18 protein-coding genes are annotated in these 19,383 nt (G+C 52.0%); 9 read left to right on the top strand and 9 right to left on the bottom strand.

Annotated features, from left to right (window positions below):
- Window positions 1-6: 6 nt before the first annotated feature.
- The 6 genes from kdpE to kdpF are packed head-to-tail and all read right to left on the bottom strand — an operon-like array spanning window position 7 to window position 7,806.
- Window positions 7-684, bottom strand: a complete 678-nt coding sequence (kdpE, locus tag FH968_RS05095; RefSeq protein WP_139878065.1) for a two-component system response regulator KdpE — start codon at window positions 682-684, stop codon at window positions 7-9.
- Entirely contained in the window at window positions 681-3,368 is a 2,688-nt protein-coding gene (kdpD, locus tag FH968_RS05100) for a two-component system sensor histidine kinase KdpD (RefSeq protein ID WP_139878066.1), read from the bottom strand. The genes kdpE and kdpD overlap by 4 nt, the downstream gene beginning before the upstream one ends.
- 10 nt (window positions 3,369-3,378) lie before the next feature.
- Window positions 3,379-3,954, bottom strand: coding sequence for a potassium-transporting ATPase subunit KdpC (gene kdpC, locus FH968_RS05105; RefSeq protein ID WP_139878067.1), 576 nt, complete (start codon window positions 3,952-3,954; stop codon window positions 3,379-3,381).
- 12 nt (window positions 3,955-3,966) lie between these two features.
- Window positions 3,967-6,015, bottom strand: coding sequence for a potassium-transporting ATPase subunit KdpB (gene kdpB / locus FH968_RS05110; RefSeq protein ID WP_139878068.1), 2,049 nt, complete (start codon window positions 6,013-6,015; stop codon window positions 3,967-3,969).
- A 13-nt stretch (window positions 6,016-6,028) separates the two neighbouring features.
- Entirely contained in the window at window positions 6,029-7,717 is a 1,689-nt protein-coding gene (gene kdpA / locus FH968_RS05115; protein WP_139878069.1) for a potassium-transporting ATPase subunit KdpA, read from the bottom strand.
- Window positions 7,717-7,806, bottom strand: a complete 90-nt coding sequence (kdpF, locus tag FH968_RS05120; protein ID WP_139878070.1) for a K(+)-transporting ATPase subunit F — start codon at window positions 7,804-7,806, stop codon at window positions 7,717-7,719. The genes kdpA and kdpF overlap by 1 nt, the downstream gene beginning before the upstream one ends.
- A gap of 308 nt (window positions 7,807-8,114) precedes the next feature.
- Between kdpF and FH968_RS05125 the strand changes: the two genes are divergently transcribed.
- From FH968_RS05125 to menE, 9 genes are all read left to right on the top strand, one after another.
- Entirely contained in the window at window positions 8,115-8,321 is a 207-nt protein-coding gene (locus FH968_RS05125; protein WP_139878071.1) for a YbfA family protein, read from the top strand.
- 89 nt (window positions 8,322-8,410) lie between these two features.
- On the top strand, window positions 8,411-8,860 hold the full coding sequence (locus FH968_RS05130; RefSeq protein WP_139878072.1) for a GNAT family N-acetyltransferase: 450 nt from the start codon (window positions 8,411-8,413) through the stop codon (window positions 8,858-8,860).
- Window positions 8,861-8,931: 71 nt separating this feature from the next.
- Window positions 8,932-9,231 (top strand): stress response protein ElaB, encoded by a 300-nt coding sequence (gene elaB / locus FH968_RS05135; protein WP_139878073.1) that lies wholly within the window; start codon window positions 8,932-8,934, stop codon window positions 9,229-9,231.
- Window positions 9,232-9,353: 122 nt separating this feature from the next.
- Window positions 9,354-10,655 (top strand): isochorismate synthase MenF, encoded by a 1,302-nt coding sequence (gene menF / locus FH968_RS05140; RefSeq protein ID WP_139878074.1) that lies wholly within the window; start codon window positions 9,354-9,356, stop codon window positions 10,653-10,655.
- A gap of 82 nt (window positions 10,656-10,737) precedes the next feature.
- Window positions 10,738-12,408, top strand: a complete 1,671-nt coding sequence (gene menD / locus FH968_RS05145) for a 2-succinyl-5-enolpyruvyl-6-hydroxy-3-cyclohexene-1-carboxylic-acid synthase (RefSeq protein ID WP_139878075.1) — start codon at window positions 10,738-10,740, stop codon at window positions 12,406-12,408.
- Window positions 12,405-13,187, top strand: a complete 783-nt coding sequence (gene menH, locus FH968_RS05150) for a 2-succinyl-6-hydroxy-2,4-cyclohexadiene-1-carboxylate synthase (RefSeq protein ID WP_139878076.1) — start codon at window positions 12,405-12,407, stop codon at window positions 13,185-13,187. The genes menD and menH overlap by 4 nt, the downstream gene beginning before the upstream one ends.
- Entirely contained in the window at window positions 13,184-14,041 is an 858-nt protein-coding gene (gene menB, locus FH968_RS05155) for a 1,4-dihydroxy-2-naphthoyl-CoA synthase (protein WP_139878077.1), read from the top strand. The genes menH and menB overlap by 4 nt, the downstream gene beginning before the upstream one ends.
- Window positions 14,041-15,006: an o-succinylbenzoate synthase gene (gene menC, locus FH968_RS05160; RefSeq protein WP_139878078.1), complete on the top strand. Its 966-nt coding sequence runs from the start codon at window positions 14,041-14,043 to the stop codon at window positions 15,004-15,006. Before menB ends, menC begins: the two co-directional genes overlap by 1 nt.
- Window positions 15,003-16,358 (top strand): o-succinylbenzoate--CoA ligase, encoded by a 1,356-nt coding sequence (gene menE, locus FH968_RS05165; RefSeq protein ID WP_139878079.1) that lies wholly within the window; start codon window positions 15,003-15,005, stop codon window positions 16,356-16,358. The genes menC and menE overlap by 4 nt, the downstream gene beginning before the upstream one ends.
- 15 nt (window positions 16,359-16,373) lie before the next feature.
- Here menE and FH968_RS05170 read toward each other — a convergent pair whose 3' ends face one another.
- The 3 genes from FH968_RS05170 to FH968_RS05180 are packed head-to-tail and all read right to left on the bottom strand — an operon-like array spanning window position 16,374 to window position 19,320.
- Window positions 16,374-17,885, bottom strand: a complete 1,512-nt coding sequence (locus tag FH968_RS05170) for a tripartite tricarboxylate transporter permease (protein ID WP_139878080.1) — start codon at window positions 17,883-17,885, stop codon at window positions 16,374-16,376.
- Between the two features lie 10 nt (window positions 17,886-17,895).
- Window positions 17,896-18,330, bottom strand: a complete 435-nt coding sequence (locus tag FH968_RS05175; protein ID WP_139878081.1) for a tripartite tricarboxylate transporter TctB family protein — start codon at window positions 18,328-18,330, stop codon at window positions 17,896-17,898.
- A gap of 9 nt (window positions 18,331-18,339) precedes the next feature.
- On the bottom strand, window positions 18,340-19,320 hold the full coding sequence (locus FH968_RS05180) for a tripartite tricarboxylate transporter substrate binding protein (protein WP_139878082.1): 981 nt from the start codon (window positions 19,318-19,320) through the stop codon (window positions 18,340-18,342).
- Window positions 19,321-19,383: the final 63 nt, after the last annotated feature.

The raw sequence follows: 19,383 nt of genomic DNA on the forward strand, positions 1-19,383 counted from the left end.
ACGCCTTTAGAGCATAAAACGGTAGCCGATTCCGGTCTCAGTCAACAGATGGCATGGACGTGCGGGGTCGTTTTCCAGCTTCTGGCGCAAATGCCCCATATAAATACGCAGATAGTGGCTGTGTTCCACCGCATTCGGCCCCCAAACCTGGTTGAGCAACTGGCGCTGGGTTAGCACTTTACCGTGGTTGTTCAGAAGGGTGGCCAGCAAGCGAAACTCAATGGGCGTCAAATGGATTTCCGCGCCATCACGCGTAATGCGACGTGTGGCAAGATCAACGGTGATGTTGGAAAACTGGTAAACTGGATCGGGCTGGGCAAGGCTTGCATGGCGACGCAGCACCACACGCAGACGCGCTTGTAATTCACCAATGCCAAAAGGTTTGCTGAGATAGTCATCGGCCCCAGCGTCCAGCGCATCAATCTTTACTTGTTCATCGCTGCGTGCGGAAAGCACTACAATCGGTGTTTGGCTCCATTGGCGAAAATCGCGGATAAAATCAATGCCATCGCCATCCGGTAAACCAAGGTCAAGAATCACTAAGTCAGGTTTACGCGTAGCGGCTTCCAGTAAACCACGTTGTAGCGTTTCGGCTTCATGCACACGTAATGACTCGGCTTCCAGCGCGGTGCGCAGAAAGCGGCGGATCTCTTTTTCATCTTCAACAATCAGAACTGATATCACAAAGCCTCGTTCATTTCAGCCAGCTCGGGTTGCGGGGGAAGAGGTAAAATAACATGAAAACTTGCCCCGCCCTCTGGTCGATTGGCGGCAATAATTTTCCCGTCGTGAACTTCAACAATGGCCTGACAAATCGCAAGGCCTAAACCAACGCCGGGAATGGCTGACTCTTTGTTACCACGGGAAAATTTATCAAAAATATTTCGTTCCTGGCCTGTGGGGATCCCCGGGCCGCTGTCCCAAACCTCTAGATCCAGTTTATCAGCCAATGCTTGAGCACGAATGCCAATGTTTGCCTGAAAACCTGCGTACTTCACGGCGTTTTCCAACAAGTTTATCAACACTCGCTCAAATAGCGGGCCATCAACGTGAATCAGCAACAGCGGGTCGGGCAATTGCAGCATAATATGCCGCCCACCCAAGCTCGGTTCCAGCATCTTCAATGCGCTACCAACCACTTCTTCCAACGTTAACCACTCTTTGCGCAGATTAAACCCACCAGATTGAATACGTGCCATATCCAGTAAGTTATTCACCAGGCGTGTGGTATTGAGAACATGCTGGCGAATGTCATTGGCCTGCGGGGCATGTTTTGAACCTTCAGACGCCAAATCCAGAGTCAAAATTTCTGCCTGGCCGAACAGCACAGTCAGCGGGGTACGCAAATCGTGTGAAAGTGCGGCGAGCAAAGAGTTGCGCACTTGCTCACGTTCACTGGTAATCCTTGCTTGTTCTTCACTTGCTGTCAGCTGCAATCGCTCAAGCGCAGTGGCTGCCAGCAATGTGAAGGTTTCCAGCAGGCGTTGTTGCTCCGGAATCATCAACTGGCGCAAATTACTCGGTTCGACAATCAGCAGCCCGAGCGTTTTTTCCGGCGTTTTGAGCGGCAGAATTTGATAGGGTACGCCGGGCAATGTATCTGTTCCTGCCCCGGCGGGCTGGCCTTTATCAAAACTCCAGCGGGCGATGGCTTCGTCCCAGTTTTGTGATTCGCCCTGTGCATTAACGCGCGTTAAGATGCCATTTTCATCTGGTAGTAATAACCGCGCATGAGCATGGAAACTGTTATTGATAAACAGCTCGCTGGTGGCGGCAATATCCTGTGGAGTACGTTCTGCTGCGAGGGCTTTTGACATTTCATAAAGATGGCGTGTGCGCTGTTCCCGATAACGAGCAATACGCGCCTGATAGCGCACACCCGCGGTAAGATTCCCGATGAGCAGGCCGACTGTGAGCATTACGGCAAACGTTAATAGATACTGGATATCAGAAACCGCCAGTGTGCCGTGTGGAGCAATAAAGAAGAGATCGAAACTGAGCACGCTGATGACGGTCGCCAGAACTGAAGGCCAACGGCCATAGAAGAGCGCCACGATAACCACGCCCAGCAAATAGAGCATCACCAGGTTCGCGGCATCAAACCCTATTAACCACTGATTGGCGATAAACGTGGTTACCGCGCAAAGGGCAATGGCTGCACCACAGCCGTGTAATTGAACCCGCCATTTATCGGTAAAGCTGCGGGTGTCCGGCGCGTAAGGGGATGAAACTGAAGGCTTGCTATCCAGTGCTACAATCACCAAATCAAGGTCGGGCGCGCGGCGCGCGAGTCGGTCAGCAAAGGATTCACGGCTCCACCAGCGCCGCTTCGTACGCCTGCCAATAATTATCTTTCCGAGATTATGTTCCCGCGCGTAACGCAAAATGGCTTTGTCTTCCGCAGGGTCGGCAAGCGTGGCGGTTTCTGCGCCCAATTCTTGTGCCAGGCGCAGCGCGCTGAGAATCGCGCGACGTTGATGTTCCGGTAAGCGGTGAAGTTGCGGGGTTTCGACATAGACTGCATGCCAGGTGCTACCCAGTTTTGCCGCCAGGCGTGCCGCTGTGCGCACCAGTTTTTCATTGCCAGAACTGTAGCCGATGCACAGCAAAATAGCGTCGCGCGTGTGCCAGACTTTTTCCTGACCCTGGTTGTCTCGCCAGGCGCGCATTTGGTCGTCAACGCGGTCAGCAGTGCGGCGTAACGCCAGTTCGCGCAAGGCAATCAAATTCCCTTTACGGAAAAAGTGTTCGATGGCGCGCTCGGCCTGGCCGGAGATATACACTTTTCCTTCGTGCAAGCGTTGGCGCAAATCGTCAGGTGGCAAATCGACTAGTACTATTTCGTCGGCGGCATCAAAGATAGGGTCGGGAACTGTTTCGCGTACCTGAATACCGGTAACGCCGCCGACGATGTCATTCAGGCTCTCGAGATGCTGCACGTTGACGGTAGTAAAAACATCAATCCCTGCGTCGAGCAATTCGTCAACATCTTGCCAGCGCTTAGGGTGGCGAGAACCGGGCGCGTTACTGTGCGCCAGTTCGTCCATCAGGATAAGTGCGGGGTTGCGCGCAAGGGCTGCATCCAGATCGAACTCCTGTACCCAGCGGCCACGATGATGCATACGTTTTGCTGGCTGGATTGCCAGACCGTTCAGCAGTGCGGCAGTCTCTTTACGACCATGAGTTTCCACCACGCCCACCAGGATATCCAGCCCCTGCGCCCGCAGGCGTTGAGCTTCCTGAAGCATGGCGTAGGTTTTCCCCACGCCCGCACAGGCACCGAAAAAGATTTTCAGCTTTCCACGTGTCGGGCGATTGACCTGCTCCAGCAATTTATCTGGATTAGGGCGCAGCGGTTCCTCGGTCATAACGATTCCTTTATGGTGCCTGAAGAGCGTCCAACGCCCGATTGACCAGCAATACATTGACTACCGGTTTACCAATAAAATTCACCAGCGGCTGCGTGGTGCTTTTGGCTATCAGCCGTTGGATTTGTTCAACGGGCAAATTTCGTGCTGCCGCGATACGCGGGATTTGCCAGGCTGCCGCTTGTGGGGAAATCTGCCCGTCAAGGCCGCTGGCAGATGCTGTGACCAGCTCAACGGGAACCGCAGGATTGGCATGCGGGTTGGCCTGTCTTAATGCAACCACACGCTCTGTTATCACTTTATCTAACTCAGGATTGCTTCCGGCCAGATTACTGCCGCCTGAGGCCATTGGATTATATGGGGTTTCTGCCGTAGCAGAAGGGCGACCTTGTAAATACTTCGCCTGGGTAAAGTTTTGCCCAATCAGGCTTGAGCCACGTACCACATCGGTATCAATAATCAACGAACCATTGGCCTGGCTCGGGAACCACCATTGACCTAACAATGTTGTCAACAGCGGATAAAGCCCCCCGGTAATCAGGGTGAGTAAAATCAGTAACAGTATAGCGGGACGTAAGATAGTCATTTGTTTTTCCTCTTAAACCAGTCCGCAGACGGTCAGGAACAGATCGATAGCTTTAATACCAATGAACGGCACAATTAATCCGCCCAGACCGTAAATCCACAGGTTGCGACGTAACATGGCTGCGGCACTTAACGGCTTGTAACTCACGCCGCGTAACGCAAGTGGGATCAGGAAGATAATGATCAGTGCGTTAAAAATGACTGCACTTAAAATGGCCGAAGCAGGGGAGTGCAGGTGCATCACGTTCAGCGCATTGAGCTGCGGGTAAGTGGCAGCAAACGCGGCGGGGATAATTGCGAAATACTTCGCCACGTCGTTGGCAATACTGAAAGTGGTCAGCGAGCCACGAGTCATCAGCATCTGTTTGCCGATATGCACAACTTCAATCAGCTTGGTGGGGTTGGAATCAAGGTCCACCATGTTGCCCGCTTCTTTCGCCGCCTGTGTACCGGAGTTCATGGCAACAGCCACATCCGCCTGCGCCAGAGCTGGAGCATCGTTGGTGCCGTCGCCTGTCATAGCAACTAAACGACCTTCAGCCTGATACTGACGAATCAATGCCAGTTTGGCTTCAGGAGTCGCTTCTGACAGGAAATCATCCACCCCCGCCTCAGCGGCGATTGCCGCAGCTGTCAGACGGTTGTCACCCGTGATCATGATGGTTTTAATGCCCATTTGGCGCAGTTGAGCAAAGCGTTCTTTAATACCGCCCTTAACGATGTCTTTTAGGGCGATAACGCCCAGCACATTTGCACCTTCAGCAACCACCAGCGGCGTTCCACCCGTGCGAGCAACACCTTCTACCAGCATATCGATCTGTGGTGGGAAGTGGCCGCCGTTGGCTTCAACGTGGCGGCGAATGGCATCAACAGAGCCTTTGCGAATCATGCGGTCCTGAATGTTGATACCGCTCATGCGGGTTTGAGCTGTAAAAGGCACAAAGGTAGCGTGCAGGTTTTGCACATCGCGCTCGCGCAGGTTAAAGCGCTGTTTTGCCAGCACCACAATGCTGCGACCTTCCGGTGTTTCATCGGCAAGTGATGAAAGCTGTGCCGCATCGGCCAGGGTTTTTTCTTCAATCCCTGGAGCGGGTAAAAATTCAGATGCCTGACGATTACCCAACGTAATGGTGCCGGTTTTATCTAAAAGCAAAACATCGATATCACCCGCGGCTTCCACGGCTCGCCCGCTGGTGGCAATAACGTTTGCGCCCAGCATCCGGCTCATTCCGGCAACACCAATAGCAGAAAGAAGCCCGCCGATGGTGGTCGGAATCAAGCAGACCAGCAGTGCAATCAACACCGTGACACTGACCGCAACGCCACCATATTGCGAGAAAGGCCAAAGTGTGGCGGTTGCCAGTAAGAAGACAATCGTCAATGCCACCAGCAAAATAGTCAGCGCGATTTCGTTCGGTGTTTTGCGACGTTGTGCACTTTCTACCATCGCAATCATGCGGTCGAGGAAAGTCTCGCCTGGGTTTACGCTGCACTGAATAACCAGCCAGTCGGAGAGGATGCGCGTCCCGCCAGTCACCGAGGCAAAGTCCCCGCCAGATTCACGAATAACCGGTGCAGATTCACCCGTAATCGCACTCTCATCTACCGAAGCGCCGCCTTCCAGTACTTCACCATCGCACGGGATAATATCGCCAGCTTCAACCAGCACAATGTCGCCTTTACGCAAATCAGCAGCGGGTATGTGGTCCATTGGCGCATCATGTTGTGGGGCACGCAGTTTGCGAGCCCAACTGGTTTTCTTCACACCTTTCAGACTATTGGCTTGTGCTTTGCTGCGGCCTTCTGCCAGCGCTTCGGCAAAGTTTGCAAACAGCACGGTAAACCACAGCCAGACACTGATAGCAGTAGTAAACGGTGCGTCACCCTGAAGTTTTCCACTGAACATGGCAATGGCCAGAACAGTGGTCATTACGCTGCCAACCCATACGATAAACATCACCGGGTTACGCCACTGCACCTGCGGCGTTAGCTTTTTGAATGAATCTATTAGCGCCTGACGAATCAGCGATGGTTCAAATAGCGCCTGTTGCTTGCGACTCATGGAAGCCTCTTAATCACAAATTCACTAAGGAAAGATGTTCCGCAACCGGGCCTAATGCGAGGGCGGGAATAAAGGTCAGTGCACCGACTAACAACACGGTGCCAATCAGCAAGCCGATAAACAGCGGGCCGTGAGTGGGAAGTGTGCCGACGCCTGCGGCTTGCGATTTTTTCGTCACAAGCGAACCGGCAATGGCCATTACTGGCACGATTACGGCAAAGCGACCGAACCACATACAAACCGCCAGAAGCACGTTCCAGAAAGGAGAGTTGGCACTTAACCCGGCAAATGCGCTGCCGTTGTTGTTTGCGGCCGAAGAAACCGCGTAGAGCACTTCGCTAAAACCATGAATTCCGGGGTTGAAAATCCCTGCGCGGCCTGCGTCGGTCATCATAGCCAGCGCCGTGCCGAGAAGAACCAGTGTCGGCGTCACCAGTATCGCCATCGCAGTCATTTTCATTTCCGCCACGTCGATTTTTTTACCCAGATACTCTGGCGTGCGGCCAATCATCAATCCGGCGATAAATACCGTCAGCAGAACGAACAGCAACATGCCGTACAGGCCAGAGCCGACGCCGCCGAACACTACCTCACCAATCTGCATCAACCACATTGGGATCATGCCGCCTAACGCCGTAAAGGAGTCATGCATCGCGTTGACCGCCCCGCAGGAAGCGGCGGTGGTGACCACTGAAAACAGGCTAGTGGCCAGGATCCCGAAGCGGCTCTCTTTACCTTCCATATTGATATTGCTGTCAGCACCGAGCAGGCTGAAATGCGTGTTTCCTCGCGTTTCAGCCCACATCACTACCACCACGCAGATAACAAAAATCACAGTCATTGCCCATAAAATGGCGCGGCCCTGGCGTCTGTCTCGTACCGCTTCACCAAACGCAAAGCACAGAGCGGTGGGTATCAAAAAGATCGCCAGCATCTGTACAAAGTTGGTTAGAGCCGTTGGATTCTCGAAAGGATGCGAGGAGTTAGCATTAAAGAAGCCGCCGCCGTTGGTGCCCAACATTTTGATAGCTTCTTGCGAAGCAACAGGACCCATCGGTAGGACGTTCTGCACACCTTCAAGTGATGTGAAAGGCTGGTAAGCCGAGATATTCTGCAACGTTCCCTGGCTGATAAAAAACAGCGCAATCAGTAGTGCAATCGGCAGCAAGATATAGAGCGTGATACGAGTCAAATCGACCCACGCGTTACCGAGTGTGGTGGTACTTTGGCGAGAGAATGCGCGGATCAGCGCAAAAACTACTGCAATGCCTGTTGCGGCTGACAAGAAGTTTTGTACTGTCAGGCCGACCATCTGGCTGAAATAGCTGAGCGTGGTTTCGCCGCTATAAGACTGCCAGTTAGTATTGGAGACAAAGCTCACTGCTGTGTTCAGCGCCAGGTGCCAGGAAAGGCCAGGTAATTGTTGTGGGTTGAGCGGCAGCTGTCCTTGTGTTAATAAGATGATGAACAGCGCCAGCAACCCCAAAACGTTAAAGGCCAGGATTGCAGCCAGATAACGCTTCCAGCTCATTTCGGTTGTAGCGCCGCTCCCCAGTACTTTCCACAACAGCGAATCGATTCCCCGCACGATGGGTAGCGACTCGCCTTCTATTAAACGCGTTAGTACGTTGCCCAGCGGTTTTGCCAGTACGAAAAGTACCAGCAGGAAACTGGCAATCAGCAAAAATCCAGAAGCGGCCATCAGAATGCCTCCGCATTAATCAGGGCATAAATCAAATAACCCAACAGCACAAAAACCAGCACCACGCCAGCAATCAGTCCTGCACTCACAATCCACCTCCAGGGGTGTTAAGGATATGGACAGAGAGTAAGAAATCAGGTGCAAAGATGTCGTAAAAGTCCGGGGGCAGGGTGTAAAAAAAGTATAAAAATGGCAAAAGCCATTAATTAACTAATGGTTAGTATTTATTTAACTATTTTGTAACTTAATTACACGGTGGATTGTAAATTAGTGGCAAAAAGTGTCTTTGAGTGGTCGGAGGAGTAGTAAACTTTCAGGCGATACGATACTATTTTAGCCAGATAACAAGTTCTAATTTCCCGGTGTTTGCTACCGGTCACAAAAAAGGGAGAAGCCTATGACTTTATATAAAGATTACCCTGCGCATCAGGTCTTCCTGCGTCGCACATTTGTTGTATTGGCAGGTGTTTTGGCCCTGCCCGTGATGCTGTTTTGGAAAGATCGCTCCCGTTTTTACAGCTACCTGCACCGCGTATGGTCTAAAACCAGTGAAAAACCTGTTTGGATGGCGCAAGCCGAAGCCGCATCCGGTGATTTTTACTGAGTTTGCTGACAGATAATGAAAACCGCCACTTGCTGGCGGTTTTTTTATGCGTGAAGATAACCACATGAGTAACGTTAAAGGGGCAGAACATGTTGATTTGGCAAGATTTACATCATTCAGAATTGAGCGTGACAGATCTCTATACTCTTTTGGCACTGCGCAATGCGGTGTTTGTGGTCGAGCAAAACTGCCCTTATCAGGATATTGATGGTGACGATTTAGTCGGTGAGAATCGGCATATCCTCGGCAGGCTAGAGGGAACGCTGGTGGCCTATGCCCGCATCCTTAAAAGCGACGACGAATTTGAACCTGTAGTGATTGGCCGTGTGATTATTGATAAAAGCGTGCGCGGGGAAAAACTCGGGTATCAATTAATGGAGCAAGCGATGGCTTCCTGCCAACAATACTGGCCGGAAAAAACGGTTTATTTAGGTGCGCAAGCGCATCTGCAATCGTTCTATACACACTTCGGTTTTATCCCAGTCACCAACGTGTATGACGAAGATGGTATCCCTCATATTGGTATGGCTAATCGTTAGTCTTCAGGCGAAAAGTATTAGTCTTGTCTATAGTTAGCGGACGAGTATTTTTTTAAACACGGAGAACAGTGATGCAACCGTATGAATCTCGTCTTGATGATGATTTAACTCTGCTGAGTGAAACGTTGGAAGAAGTGCTGCGTTCCTCAGGCGACCCTGCTGACCAAAAATACATTGAGCTGAAAGAACGTGCAGAACTTGCGCTCAGTGAAGTTAAAGCCCGGGTTAGTCACGCGTCAGATAACTATTACTATCGTGCGAAAAAAGCCGTTTATCGTGCCGATGATTATGTACGTGAAAAACCATGGCAAGGCATTGGTGTTGGCGCGGCCGCAGGCTTAGTGTTAGGGCTTTTATTAGCCAGACGCTAGGTGATATCGGCGTATAGATTCGTCTTATGCCGATTAAAGAGAAATCTTACCTATTGGGTGGGATTTTTTTTTGCCGTCATGACCACGTATAATCAAGGGTTTTCAGGGAAGGTGAGGTAAACGTGAATTCAGTTGTCGTCGCGCTGCAACAATTACAGCATGCATTGAACGCAGAATTTGCGGATGCGCCGGGCTTACAGCAATTATCTTTTGCCATCAGCCTGAGTGATGCCTCAGATGCCCTCGCATGGTTGACCAGCCAACATCTTTACCCCCAGTTTTACTGGCAACAGCGCAATGGCCACGACGAAATCGCGGCCCTTGGCGCAGTGCGTCAGTTCGAGACCCTGGATGCCGCCAGAGCATTTCTTGACGATTATGCCAGGAAGCCAACGGTGCGTATCGCTGGCGTGAATGCGTTTTCGCCAACAACGAGTTTTTTGTTTCTTCCACGCCTCGAATGGAGACGCTCTGGCGGTGAAGCACTTATCTTCCTTAATCTGTTTAGCGAATCTTCCTTACAAGAAGATGCTCTTGCTGCCCACCAGTTTCTGGAACAGCTACTGCCTACGAAGCAATTGCCACTCCAGCGTTTAAATTGCGTGGGCGAACAGCACATTCCGGCTGAACCTGAATGGCAGCGGATGGTTGAGCGTGCAACAACAGCAATCGAGAAACACGAACTGGATAAAGTCGTGTTAGCAAGAGCAACCGATCTGCAATTTACCGCTGCGGTTTCTGCTGCAGGTTTTATGGCTGCCAGTCGTCGGGTGAATCTAAATTGCTATCATTTTTTGATGGTGTTTGATGCAAACCATGCGTTCCTTGGTTCAAGCCCGGAACGTTTGTGGCGGCGTATTGGTACCGCTTTACGTACTGAAGCGCTGGCAGGAACGGTGGCCAACCATCCTGATGATCATCGTGCCTGGTCACTGGGGCAGTGGTTACTGAAAGATGATAAAAATCAACGTGAAAACATGTTGGTTGTTGAAGATATTTGCCAGCGTTTGCATAAAACGGTGGGCGCTATTGACGTGCTGCCGCCGCAAATCGTTCGGTTGCGAAAAGTACAACATTTGCGGCGCTGTATTTGGACTGACTTAGTTCAACCTGACGATGCCGCATGCCTCGCAATGTTACAGCCTACCGCGGCTGTTGCGGGTTTGCCGCGTGATGTAGCACGTGATTTCATCGCCCGAAATGAACCTTTTGAACGCGAATGGTATGCCGGTTCCGCTGGATATTTGTCACAACGCCAGGCTGAGTTCTGCGTCGCATTACGCTCGGCAAAAGTAACCAATAATATTGTGCGCCTGTACGCAGGCGCAGGGATTGTCGCAGGCTCTGACGCGGCAGAAGAATGGCAAGAAATAGAAAATAAAGCCGCCGGGTTGCGTACGTTGCTGATGAAAACAACATTCTGATTCTTACATTACCGACCCATATCAAAATAACCGTTCCAGCAATATTTATAATGAGTCAGCAAAATTGACTCAGGACCTAATCATGTCGATAAGCTCATTTAACCGCCGTTGGGCTACGGTAATTCTTGAAGCGCTAACCCGCCACGGGATACGCCATGTGTGTATCGCTCCCGGTTCGCGTTCTACACCGCTTACCCTTTCAGCGGCTGAAAACAGGGCCTTTATTTGTCATACGCACTTTGATGAGCGTGGTTTAGGGCACCTGGCATTAGGCCTGGCAAAAGCCAGTCGGGCTCCGGTTGCGATTATTGTTACTTCGGGTACCGCTGTCGCAAACCTTTATCCGGCAATCATTGAAGCGGGTCTCACGGGCGAAAAGCTGGTCGTGCTCACAGCCGATCGTCCACCTGAGCTTATTGATTGCGGTGCTAATCAGGCGATTCGCCAGCAAGGAATATTCAGTTCCCATCCCACTCAGTCCGTCAATTTACCGCGTCCGACGCAGGATATACCTGCACGTTGGTTAGTTTCGACTATTGATAACGCGCTGGGGCAACAAACGGCTGGTGCAGTTCACATTAATTGTCCATTTGCTGAGCCGTTATATGGCGAGCAAGATGAAACCGGCATGAACTGGCTTATGGCACTGGGTGACTGGTGGCAAGGCGATAAACCCTGGCTGCGCACAGGCTCAGTTCAGGAAGCCATTAAACAGCGAGACTGGTTTTTCTGGCGGCAAAAACGCGGCGTAGTTGTTGCAGGACGTTTGAGTGCGGATGAAGGTAAACAGGTCGCTGAATGGGCAAAAACATTGGGTTGGCCGCTGATTGGCGATGTGCTATCGCAAACCGGGCAGCCGCTGCCATGCGCTGATCTATGGCTAAGTAACAGCCAGGCGGTCACTGAACTTGCCGAAGCGCAAATTATTATCCAGTTTGGCAGCAGCCTTACGGGGAAACGTGTACTGCAATGGCAGGCGACATGCGAACCGGAAGAATACTGGCTGGTGGATAACCTGCCAAACCGGCTTGATCCTGCTAATCATCGCGGTCGTCGTTTATCTTGTGATATTTCTCTGTGGCTGGAGCTTCATCCCGCTGAAAAGCGTGGGGTTTGGGCTGAGAAATTAACCACACTAGCAAAAATCGCACAGCAGGCAGTGAAAAAAGGCACTACCGAATTTGGCGAGGGGCAGGTTGCTGCTCGTCTGCCAGAGCTGTTACCGGACGCCGGGCAACTGTTTGTCGGTAATAGCCTGATTGTTCGCCTGGTCGATGCCTTTGCGCAAATGCCTGCGGGTTATCCGGTGTTTAGTAACCGCGGTGCCAGCGGTATTGATGGTTTGCTTTCAACGGCCGCAGGTGTGCAACGGGCTACCGCACGCACGACGCTGGCAATTGTCGGCGATCTCTCCGCACTGTATGACATCAACTCGCTGGCATTATTACGCCAGGTTTCTGCGCCGTTTGTTCTGCTGATCGTCAATAATAACGGTGGGCAAATTTTCTCTCTATTGCCGACGCCTGCAACGGAACGCGAACGCTTCTACACCATGCCGCAGAACGTTAATTTTTCCCACGCAGCAGCGATGTTTAGCCTCGCGTATCACAACCCCACAAGCTGGGAAGCATTACAGGAAGCCGTTAATAATGCCTGGCGGAGCCCGCAAGCGACCATTATAGAGCTAACGGTTGCTGAAACTGATGGCGCACAAACTTTGCAGAATTTGTTGGCGCAGGTTAGCCAGGCATGATTTTGCATGCAATTTTCCGCGAAGGGCGCGATGCAAACTTGCCATGCCTGGTCTGGTTGCATGGTTTCTTAGGCAGTCAGCAGGAGTGGGAAGTGGTTAGCGAACATTTCACTGACTGGCCGCAACTGCGCATCGATTTGCCCGGTCACGGAAAATCAGCAGATATCACGGCGACTAATTTTTCGCAGTTCGAAAAACTACTGCACGATACGCTGCTTAGTTACAACATTCTAAATTACTGGATGATCGGCTATTCCCTTGGTGGACGTGTGGCGATGTACCATGCTTGTCAGGGTGAGAATGCGGGTATGTGCGGACTGATTGTCGAAGGCAGCCATCCGGGACTTATTGATGAAAATGCCCGTCGTGAGCGGCAAGCCAATGACCATCTTTGGGCGCAGCGCTTGCGTACTGAACCGCTAAAAGACGTGCTGCATGACTGGTATCAACAAGCGGTATTTCAGTCGTTAAGCGACGAGCAACGCAGCGCGCTTATCGCAGTGCGTAGTCAGAATAATGCACTGACTCTCGCCACCATGCTTGAGGCCACATCACTGGGCAATCAGCCTGATTTGCAGGCAAGGCTAAAACAATTGCCATTGCCTTTTTACTATCTTTGCGGTGAACGGGATGAAAAATTCCGTGCCGTGGCACAAAGCTTAGGCTTGTCACCGCATCTTATTACTGACGCAGGCCACAATGCGCACCGGGAAAACCCTGCTGCATTCAGTGCCTGTGTGCTCAACTTATTGCGAAAACCTATCGAGGATACACCATGATTTACCCAGATGAAAAAATGCTCTATGCCCCGATTGAATGGCAGGATTGCTCGGAAGGTTACGCCGATATCCGTTATCACAAATCTGCCGATGGCATCGCTAAAATCACTATCAACCGCCCTGAAGTGCGCAATGCTTTCCGTCCGTTGACCGTGAAAGAGATGATCAACGCGCTGGCTGATGCCCGCTACGACGACAATATCGGTACCATCATTCTGACTGGCGAAGGCGAAAAAGCGTTCTGCGCAGGCGGTGACCAAAAAGTGCGTGGCGATTACGGCGGCTATCAGGATGCGAGCGGTACCCATCACCTGAATGTGCTGGATTTCCAGCGCCAGATCCGTACTTGCCCAAAACCTGTTGTGGCGATGGTTGCGGGTTACTCCATCGGTGGCGGTCATGTGCTGCATATGATGTGTGACCTGACAATCGCTGCTGAAAACGCAGTCTTTGGCCAGACTGGCCCGAAAGTGGGTTCATTCGATGGCGGCTGGGGAGCATCTTACATGGCGCGTATTGTCGGCCAGAAAAAAGCACGTGAAATCTGGTTCCTGTGTCGCCAGTACGACGCGAAAGAAGCGCTGGATATGGGTCTGGTGAACACTGTTGTACCTAATGCTGATCTTGAAAAAGAAACCGTTCGCTGGTGCCGTGAAATGCTGCAAAACAGCCCAATGGCACTGCGTTGCCTGAAAGCCGCACTGAATGCTGATTGTGATGGGCAGGCAGGTTTGCAGGAACTGGCAGGTAACGCCACGATGCTGTTCTATATGACTGAGGAAGGTCAGGAAGGCCGCAACGCGTTCAACCAAAAACGCCAGCCAGACTTCAGCAAATTTAAACGGAATCCGTAATGCGTAGCGTCGAACTATGGCGCTTTCAGGTGCCAATGGATGCGGGAGTGGTGCTGCGCGAGCGGCGCCTGAAAACACGCGATGGGCTTCTGGTGCGTCTGACTGATGGTGATAAACAAGGCTTCGGTGAAATTTCTCCGTTGCCTGGATTTAGCGCTGAAACCGTCGATGATGCCCAACAGACGGCACAAGTTTGGTTGCAAGCCTGGCAAGCGGGCGGTTGTGGCGAGTTACCTGAAATGCCCTCAGTCGCCTTTGGTCTGAGTTGTGCCCTGGCGGAAATCAGCGGTGAATTGCCACAGGCGGCAGATTACCGTACCGCCCCGCTGTGTACGGGCGATCCCGACGAACTGTTCGGCATGCTTGCCGCAATCCCAGGCGAGAAAATCGCTAAGGTGAAAGTGGGCTTGTACGAAGCAGTGCGTGATGGAATGGTGGTCAACCTCTTACTGGAAGCGATGCCAGATTTACGTTTGCGTCTTGATGCAAACCGCGGATGGACGCCGCTCAAAGCACAACAGTTTGCCAAATACGTCAACCCAGACTTCCGCCCGCGTATCGCGTTTATCGAAGAACCGTGCAAAACCCGTGAACAATCTCGCGAGTTTGCCCGTGAAACGGGAATTGCGATTGCCTGGGATGAAAGCTTGCGCGAGCCGGATTTTGAGTTTGTCGCCGAGTCTGGCCTAAGCGCGGTTGTTATCAAGCCAACGTTGACCGGAAGCCTCGCCAAAGTTCGCCAGCAGGTAGAACAGGCTCATTCGTTGGGTTTGACGGCGGTCATCAGCTCGTCAATTGAGTCCAGCCTCGGTTTGACACAACTGGCGCGAATTGCTGCGTGGTTGACTCCGCAAACTTTACCTGGGCTTGATACGCTGTCGTTGATGCAGGCACAACTGGTTCGCGAATGGCCAGACAGTCCATTGCCGTGCTGGTCTTTGGAATCGCTTGAGCGAGTGTTATGAGTTTTCAAGATTTTCCCTGGCAGCACTGGGCGCAAATTCGGGGTACAGAGCCAGCTCTTACTTTAGGTGATAGAAGTTTGAGCTGGCGAGAGTTAAGCCAGCAGGTTGACGTACTGGCAGGCGGCTTTTATCAACAAGGTGTGCGTGAAGGGCAAGGTGTTGCGCTGCGCTCTAAAAACTGCCCCGAAATGTTATTGGCGATTCTTGCGTTGTGGCAATGTGGTGCGCGTGTTTTACCGCTCAATCCGCAGTTGCCTGAATCGCTGCTCGAACAGCTGTTACCCGATCTGACTATCAGCCACGGCCTAACTTTTGGTTCATCGCTCTCCATCGCGGATATCAATCCGTTAACCATGTTGAAAGGTGAACATTTTAAGATTGCCTGGGAGCCTTCACGGTATGCGTCGATGACGCTGACCTCGGGCTCCACCGGTTTACCCAAAGCGGCGGTTCATACCTGCAACGCACATCTGGCGAGTGCCGCAGGCGTGCTTGCGGTAATGAATTATGGCGCGAATGACAGTTGGTTGCTTTCGCTACCGTTGTTTCACGTTTCAGGCCAGGGCATTTTGTGGCGTTGGTTATTGGCGGGCGGTAGCCTTGTGGTGCGTGATTTACATCCTTTATGTGATGCACTGCAAGGTTGTACTCACGCATCGCTTGTGCCAACACAGCTCTGGCGTTTGCTGGAGCAATCACCGCCGTTAACTTTGCGTGAAGTGCTGTTGGGTGGCGCGGCCATTCCTGTCGAGCTTACGCAAGCCGCGCAGGAAAAAGGCATAAACTGCTGGTGCGGTTATGGGTTAACGGAACTTGCTTCCACAGTTTGCGCTAAACGGGCTGATGGCTTGCCTGATGTCGGAGAAGCGCTGCCTGGGCGAGAAGTTTCAATCATTGACGAAGAAGTGTGGGTACGCGCAAGTAGCCTGGCGTCGGGATACTGGAAAGCCGGGAAAGTGCTGCCGTTATTAAATTCTGAAGGTTGGTTTGCCACTCGCGATCGCGGTGTGTTAAACGGGAAGCGGCTGACGATTATTGGCCGTCTCGATAACCTGTTTTTTAGCGGCGGGGAAGGGGTACAGCCTGAAGAGATCGAGCGCGTTATCGAAAAACATCCGGCGGTTAAACAAGCATTTGTCGTGCCGATTGATGATGCTGAATTTGGCCAGCGCCCGGTAGCGGTAGTTGAAGCCGCACCAGATTTTGATATCACATTGCTTGCCGGCTGGCTGGAAGGGAAGATTGCCCGTTTTCAGCAACCGGTGCGTTGGTTACGTTTGCCTGATGAATTAAAACAAGGCGGGATTAAAATTTCACGCTTGCAGTTAACTCAGTGGGTTACCGCCCTATAAATAGGGCGGTAAATTTTATGCCACGTCTACAGTCGCTTTACGCTGACGACGAATCAATCGCAAAACCGGTGGTACGGTAATCACGACAATCGCCATAATCAGCAGACCTTTCGCCACACCACTTTCCCACAGAATGCTCAACCCACCGTTGCTGATAGACAGCGCGCGACGCAGGTTTTGCTCCAACATTTCACCCAAAACGAAGCCCAGAATTAATGGTGACATTGGGAAGTGCATTTTGCGCAAAATATAGCCCAGCACACCCAGTCCAACCATCAGCAACAAATCGAAGGTGGTGCTGTGTACCGCGTAAACACCAACCGCAGAAACAGCGGCAATCGCAGGCACCAGGAACCACAACGGAATGCTCAGCATCTTGGTGAAGAAACCGATTAACGGGATGTTCATGATAAGCAGCATGACGTTGGCAATCAGTAGTGAAGCAATCAACCCCCAAACGATATCTGGCTGTTCGGTAAACATTGCCGGACCCGGTGTGATGTTATAAAGGGTCAGCGCTCCCATCATCACCGCTGTGGTGCCTGAACCCGGTACGCCAAGCGTTAGCATTGGGATAAACGACCCACACGCAGAAGCGTTATTTGCCGCTTCCGGTGCGGCCACGCCACGAATATCGCCTTTCCCGAATGTCTCGCTATTGCCACTGATTTTCTTCTCGGTCATGTAGGCGATGGCGGAGGCAATGGTGGCACCAGCACCAGGTAAAATCCCCACAAAGAAGCCGATAACAGAAGATCGCAGTGCCACGCCAGAACACTGTGCGGCTTCTTTCATGTTAAACATCATGCGCCCGGTTTTACGCACCAGTACCTGACCGCTGCTGGTGCTTTCCAGCATGAGCAGAATTTCAGAAACCGAGAAAAGACCAATCACGACAACAATAAATTGCACACCGTCGGAGAGGTGAACGCTATCAAATGTGAAGCGATATACCCCGGTGTTGGCATCCACTCCGACAGTGGCAAGACCCAGACCAATCAACGCTGCAAGGAAAGATTTAAGCGGGTTTTGCGCCATCATGCTACCGAGGCAGGCAATGGCAAAGACCATTAGTGCAAAATATTCGGCGGGTCCGAAAGCCAGTGACCACTGCGCGAGTGCCGGTGCAAAAAGAATGATACCGATAATGGCCAGCAGTGAGCCGATAAAGGAACTCACCGCGGAAATGGATAATGCTACGCCGCCACGACCTTGTTTCGCCATTGGATAACCGTCGAGCGCGGTCATAATGGCGGCTGCATCTCCCGGAACGTTAAGCAATATCGACGAGATGCGTCCCCCGTATTCGCATCCGATGTAAACCGTAGCCAGCAAAATCAGCGCTGACTCCGGCGGTAATTTAAGAGCGAATGCGAGCGGCAGTAAAATCGCCACTCCGTTAATTGGGCCAAGGCCCGGCAGTAATCCGACGATGGTGCCGACAAAGCAACCAATCAGGGCAATCATCAAGTTTTCCGGCGTCAGAGCAACGGCGAACCCTTGTGATAAGTAGAACCAGGTATCCATAAATTCTCCGTTAGCTCAGCCAAACACCGAGAGGAAGCGTGACGTCCAGCAGGCGGTCAAAGGAGTAGAACAACACCCCGCCCATGACGGCACCGGAAATTAATGCAGCCGGAATTGTTGCGCCAAACAGCAGACCAATGCTGGCGGTGAGGAGCGTCGTTGCCAGTGGGAAGCCGAGCCATTCAAACGCCCATGCATAAAGAGCAAGGCTGATGACCATAACCGCCAAACGTTGTAGCGTCCGGCGATGTGGCCACTCCACCACGTCTGGGTGGCGCAGTATCAGCAACACTGCGCACATCAACATCAGGCCAATAATGGCTAAAGGAAACGGGCGTGGCCCTAAGGGTTCGTAACTGTATTCGCTTTGGATTTGCCAGCCGACAAACAGGCCAGCAATACACAGAGCAATCCAGATCCCGGCAAAAATACGATCGCTCATCATTGCCTCCGGTTACTTAGCCAGGCCAAATGCTTTGGCTTGTTCGCGGTAGCCAGTGACCTGCTTCTTCACGTAAGCATCCAGCTCCTGGCCTGTCATGTTGAATTCGAATAGGCCACGGAGATCGCGCTGCTTTTTAAAATCTTCGGTTTGCTGGAGTTTGTTGAAGGTTTCGACCCACCACTGGTATTCCGCATCGCTGACTTTCGGGCCAACGTAGAAGCCACGAATAATCGGCCAGACCAGATCAAAACCTTGCTCTTTAGCGGTAGGGATTTTTGCCAGCTCGCCTGGTAAACGTTCGTTTGAGAACACCGCCAGCACGCGCAGTTTGTCGCCATTGAGATAAGGCACCATTTCGCTCAGGTCACCAGAAACCGCCTGCACGTGGTTGCCCATCAGTGCTGTAACTGGTTCGCCGCCGCCTTCAAAGGCGACGTAACGCATCTTGTGAGGATCAACATTGGCTTTTTGCGCCAGCAACGCGGTTTTCATCCAGTCCTGGCTGCCGATAGATGCTCCGGCACCAATCACCACGCTGTTAGGGTCTTTTTCCATCGCAGCAAGCAGGGACTTCAGATCGGTCCAGGGTGAATCAGCACGCACGGCAATCATTCCGTAGTCGGTGCCGACGCTCGCCAGCCAGCGCACATCGTCCACGCCATAACGGCCAAACTTGCCTTGCGACAGGTTCAATAACGAACCACCGGAGAAGGCTACAACGGTGCCGGCTTCAGCAGGACGCTGGGCAACAATCGCATTGTACGCAACAGCCCCAACGCCGCCAGGCATGTAGGTGACACGCATGGGTTTCTCAAGCACACCGGTTTCTTGCAGGCTGACCTGAATCAGTTTGCAGGTCAGATCAAAACCGCCTCCAGGCTTAGCCGGGGCGATGCATTCAGTGCGCGATGGCACTTCTGCTGCCAGTGTATTGAAAGCGGTTAATAACAACGCTGAAGCGGTAAAACCAGAAAGTAGAGTACGTTTCATTCTTATCTTCATCCTCACGTCAAAAAAGCCGGTAGATGTTTCGCATTATGTGAACCGCCTTGC

The sequence above is a fragment of the Buttiauxella sp. B2 genome (genome assembly GCF_006376615.1).
Lineage (GTDB): Bacteria > Pseudomonadota > Gammaproteobacteria > Enterobacterales > Enterobacteriaceae > Buttiauxella.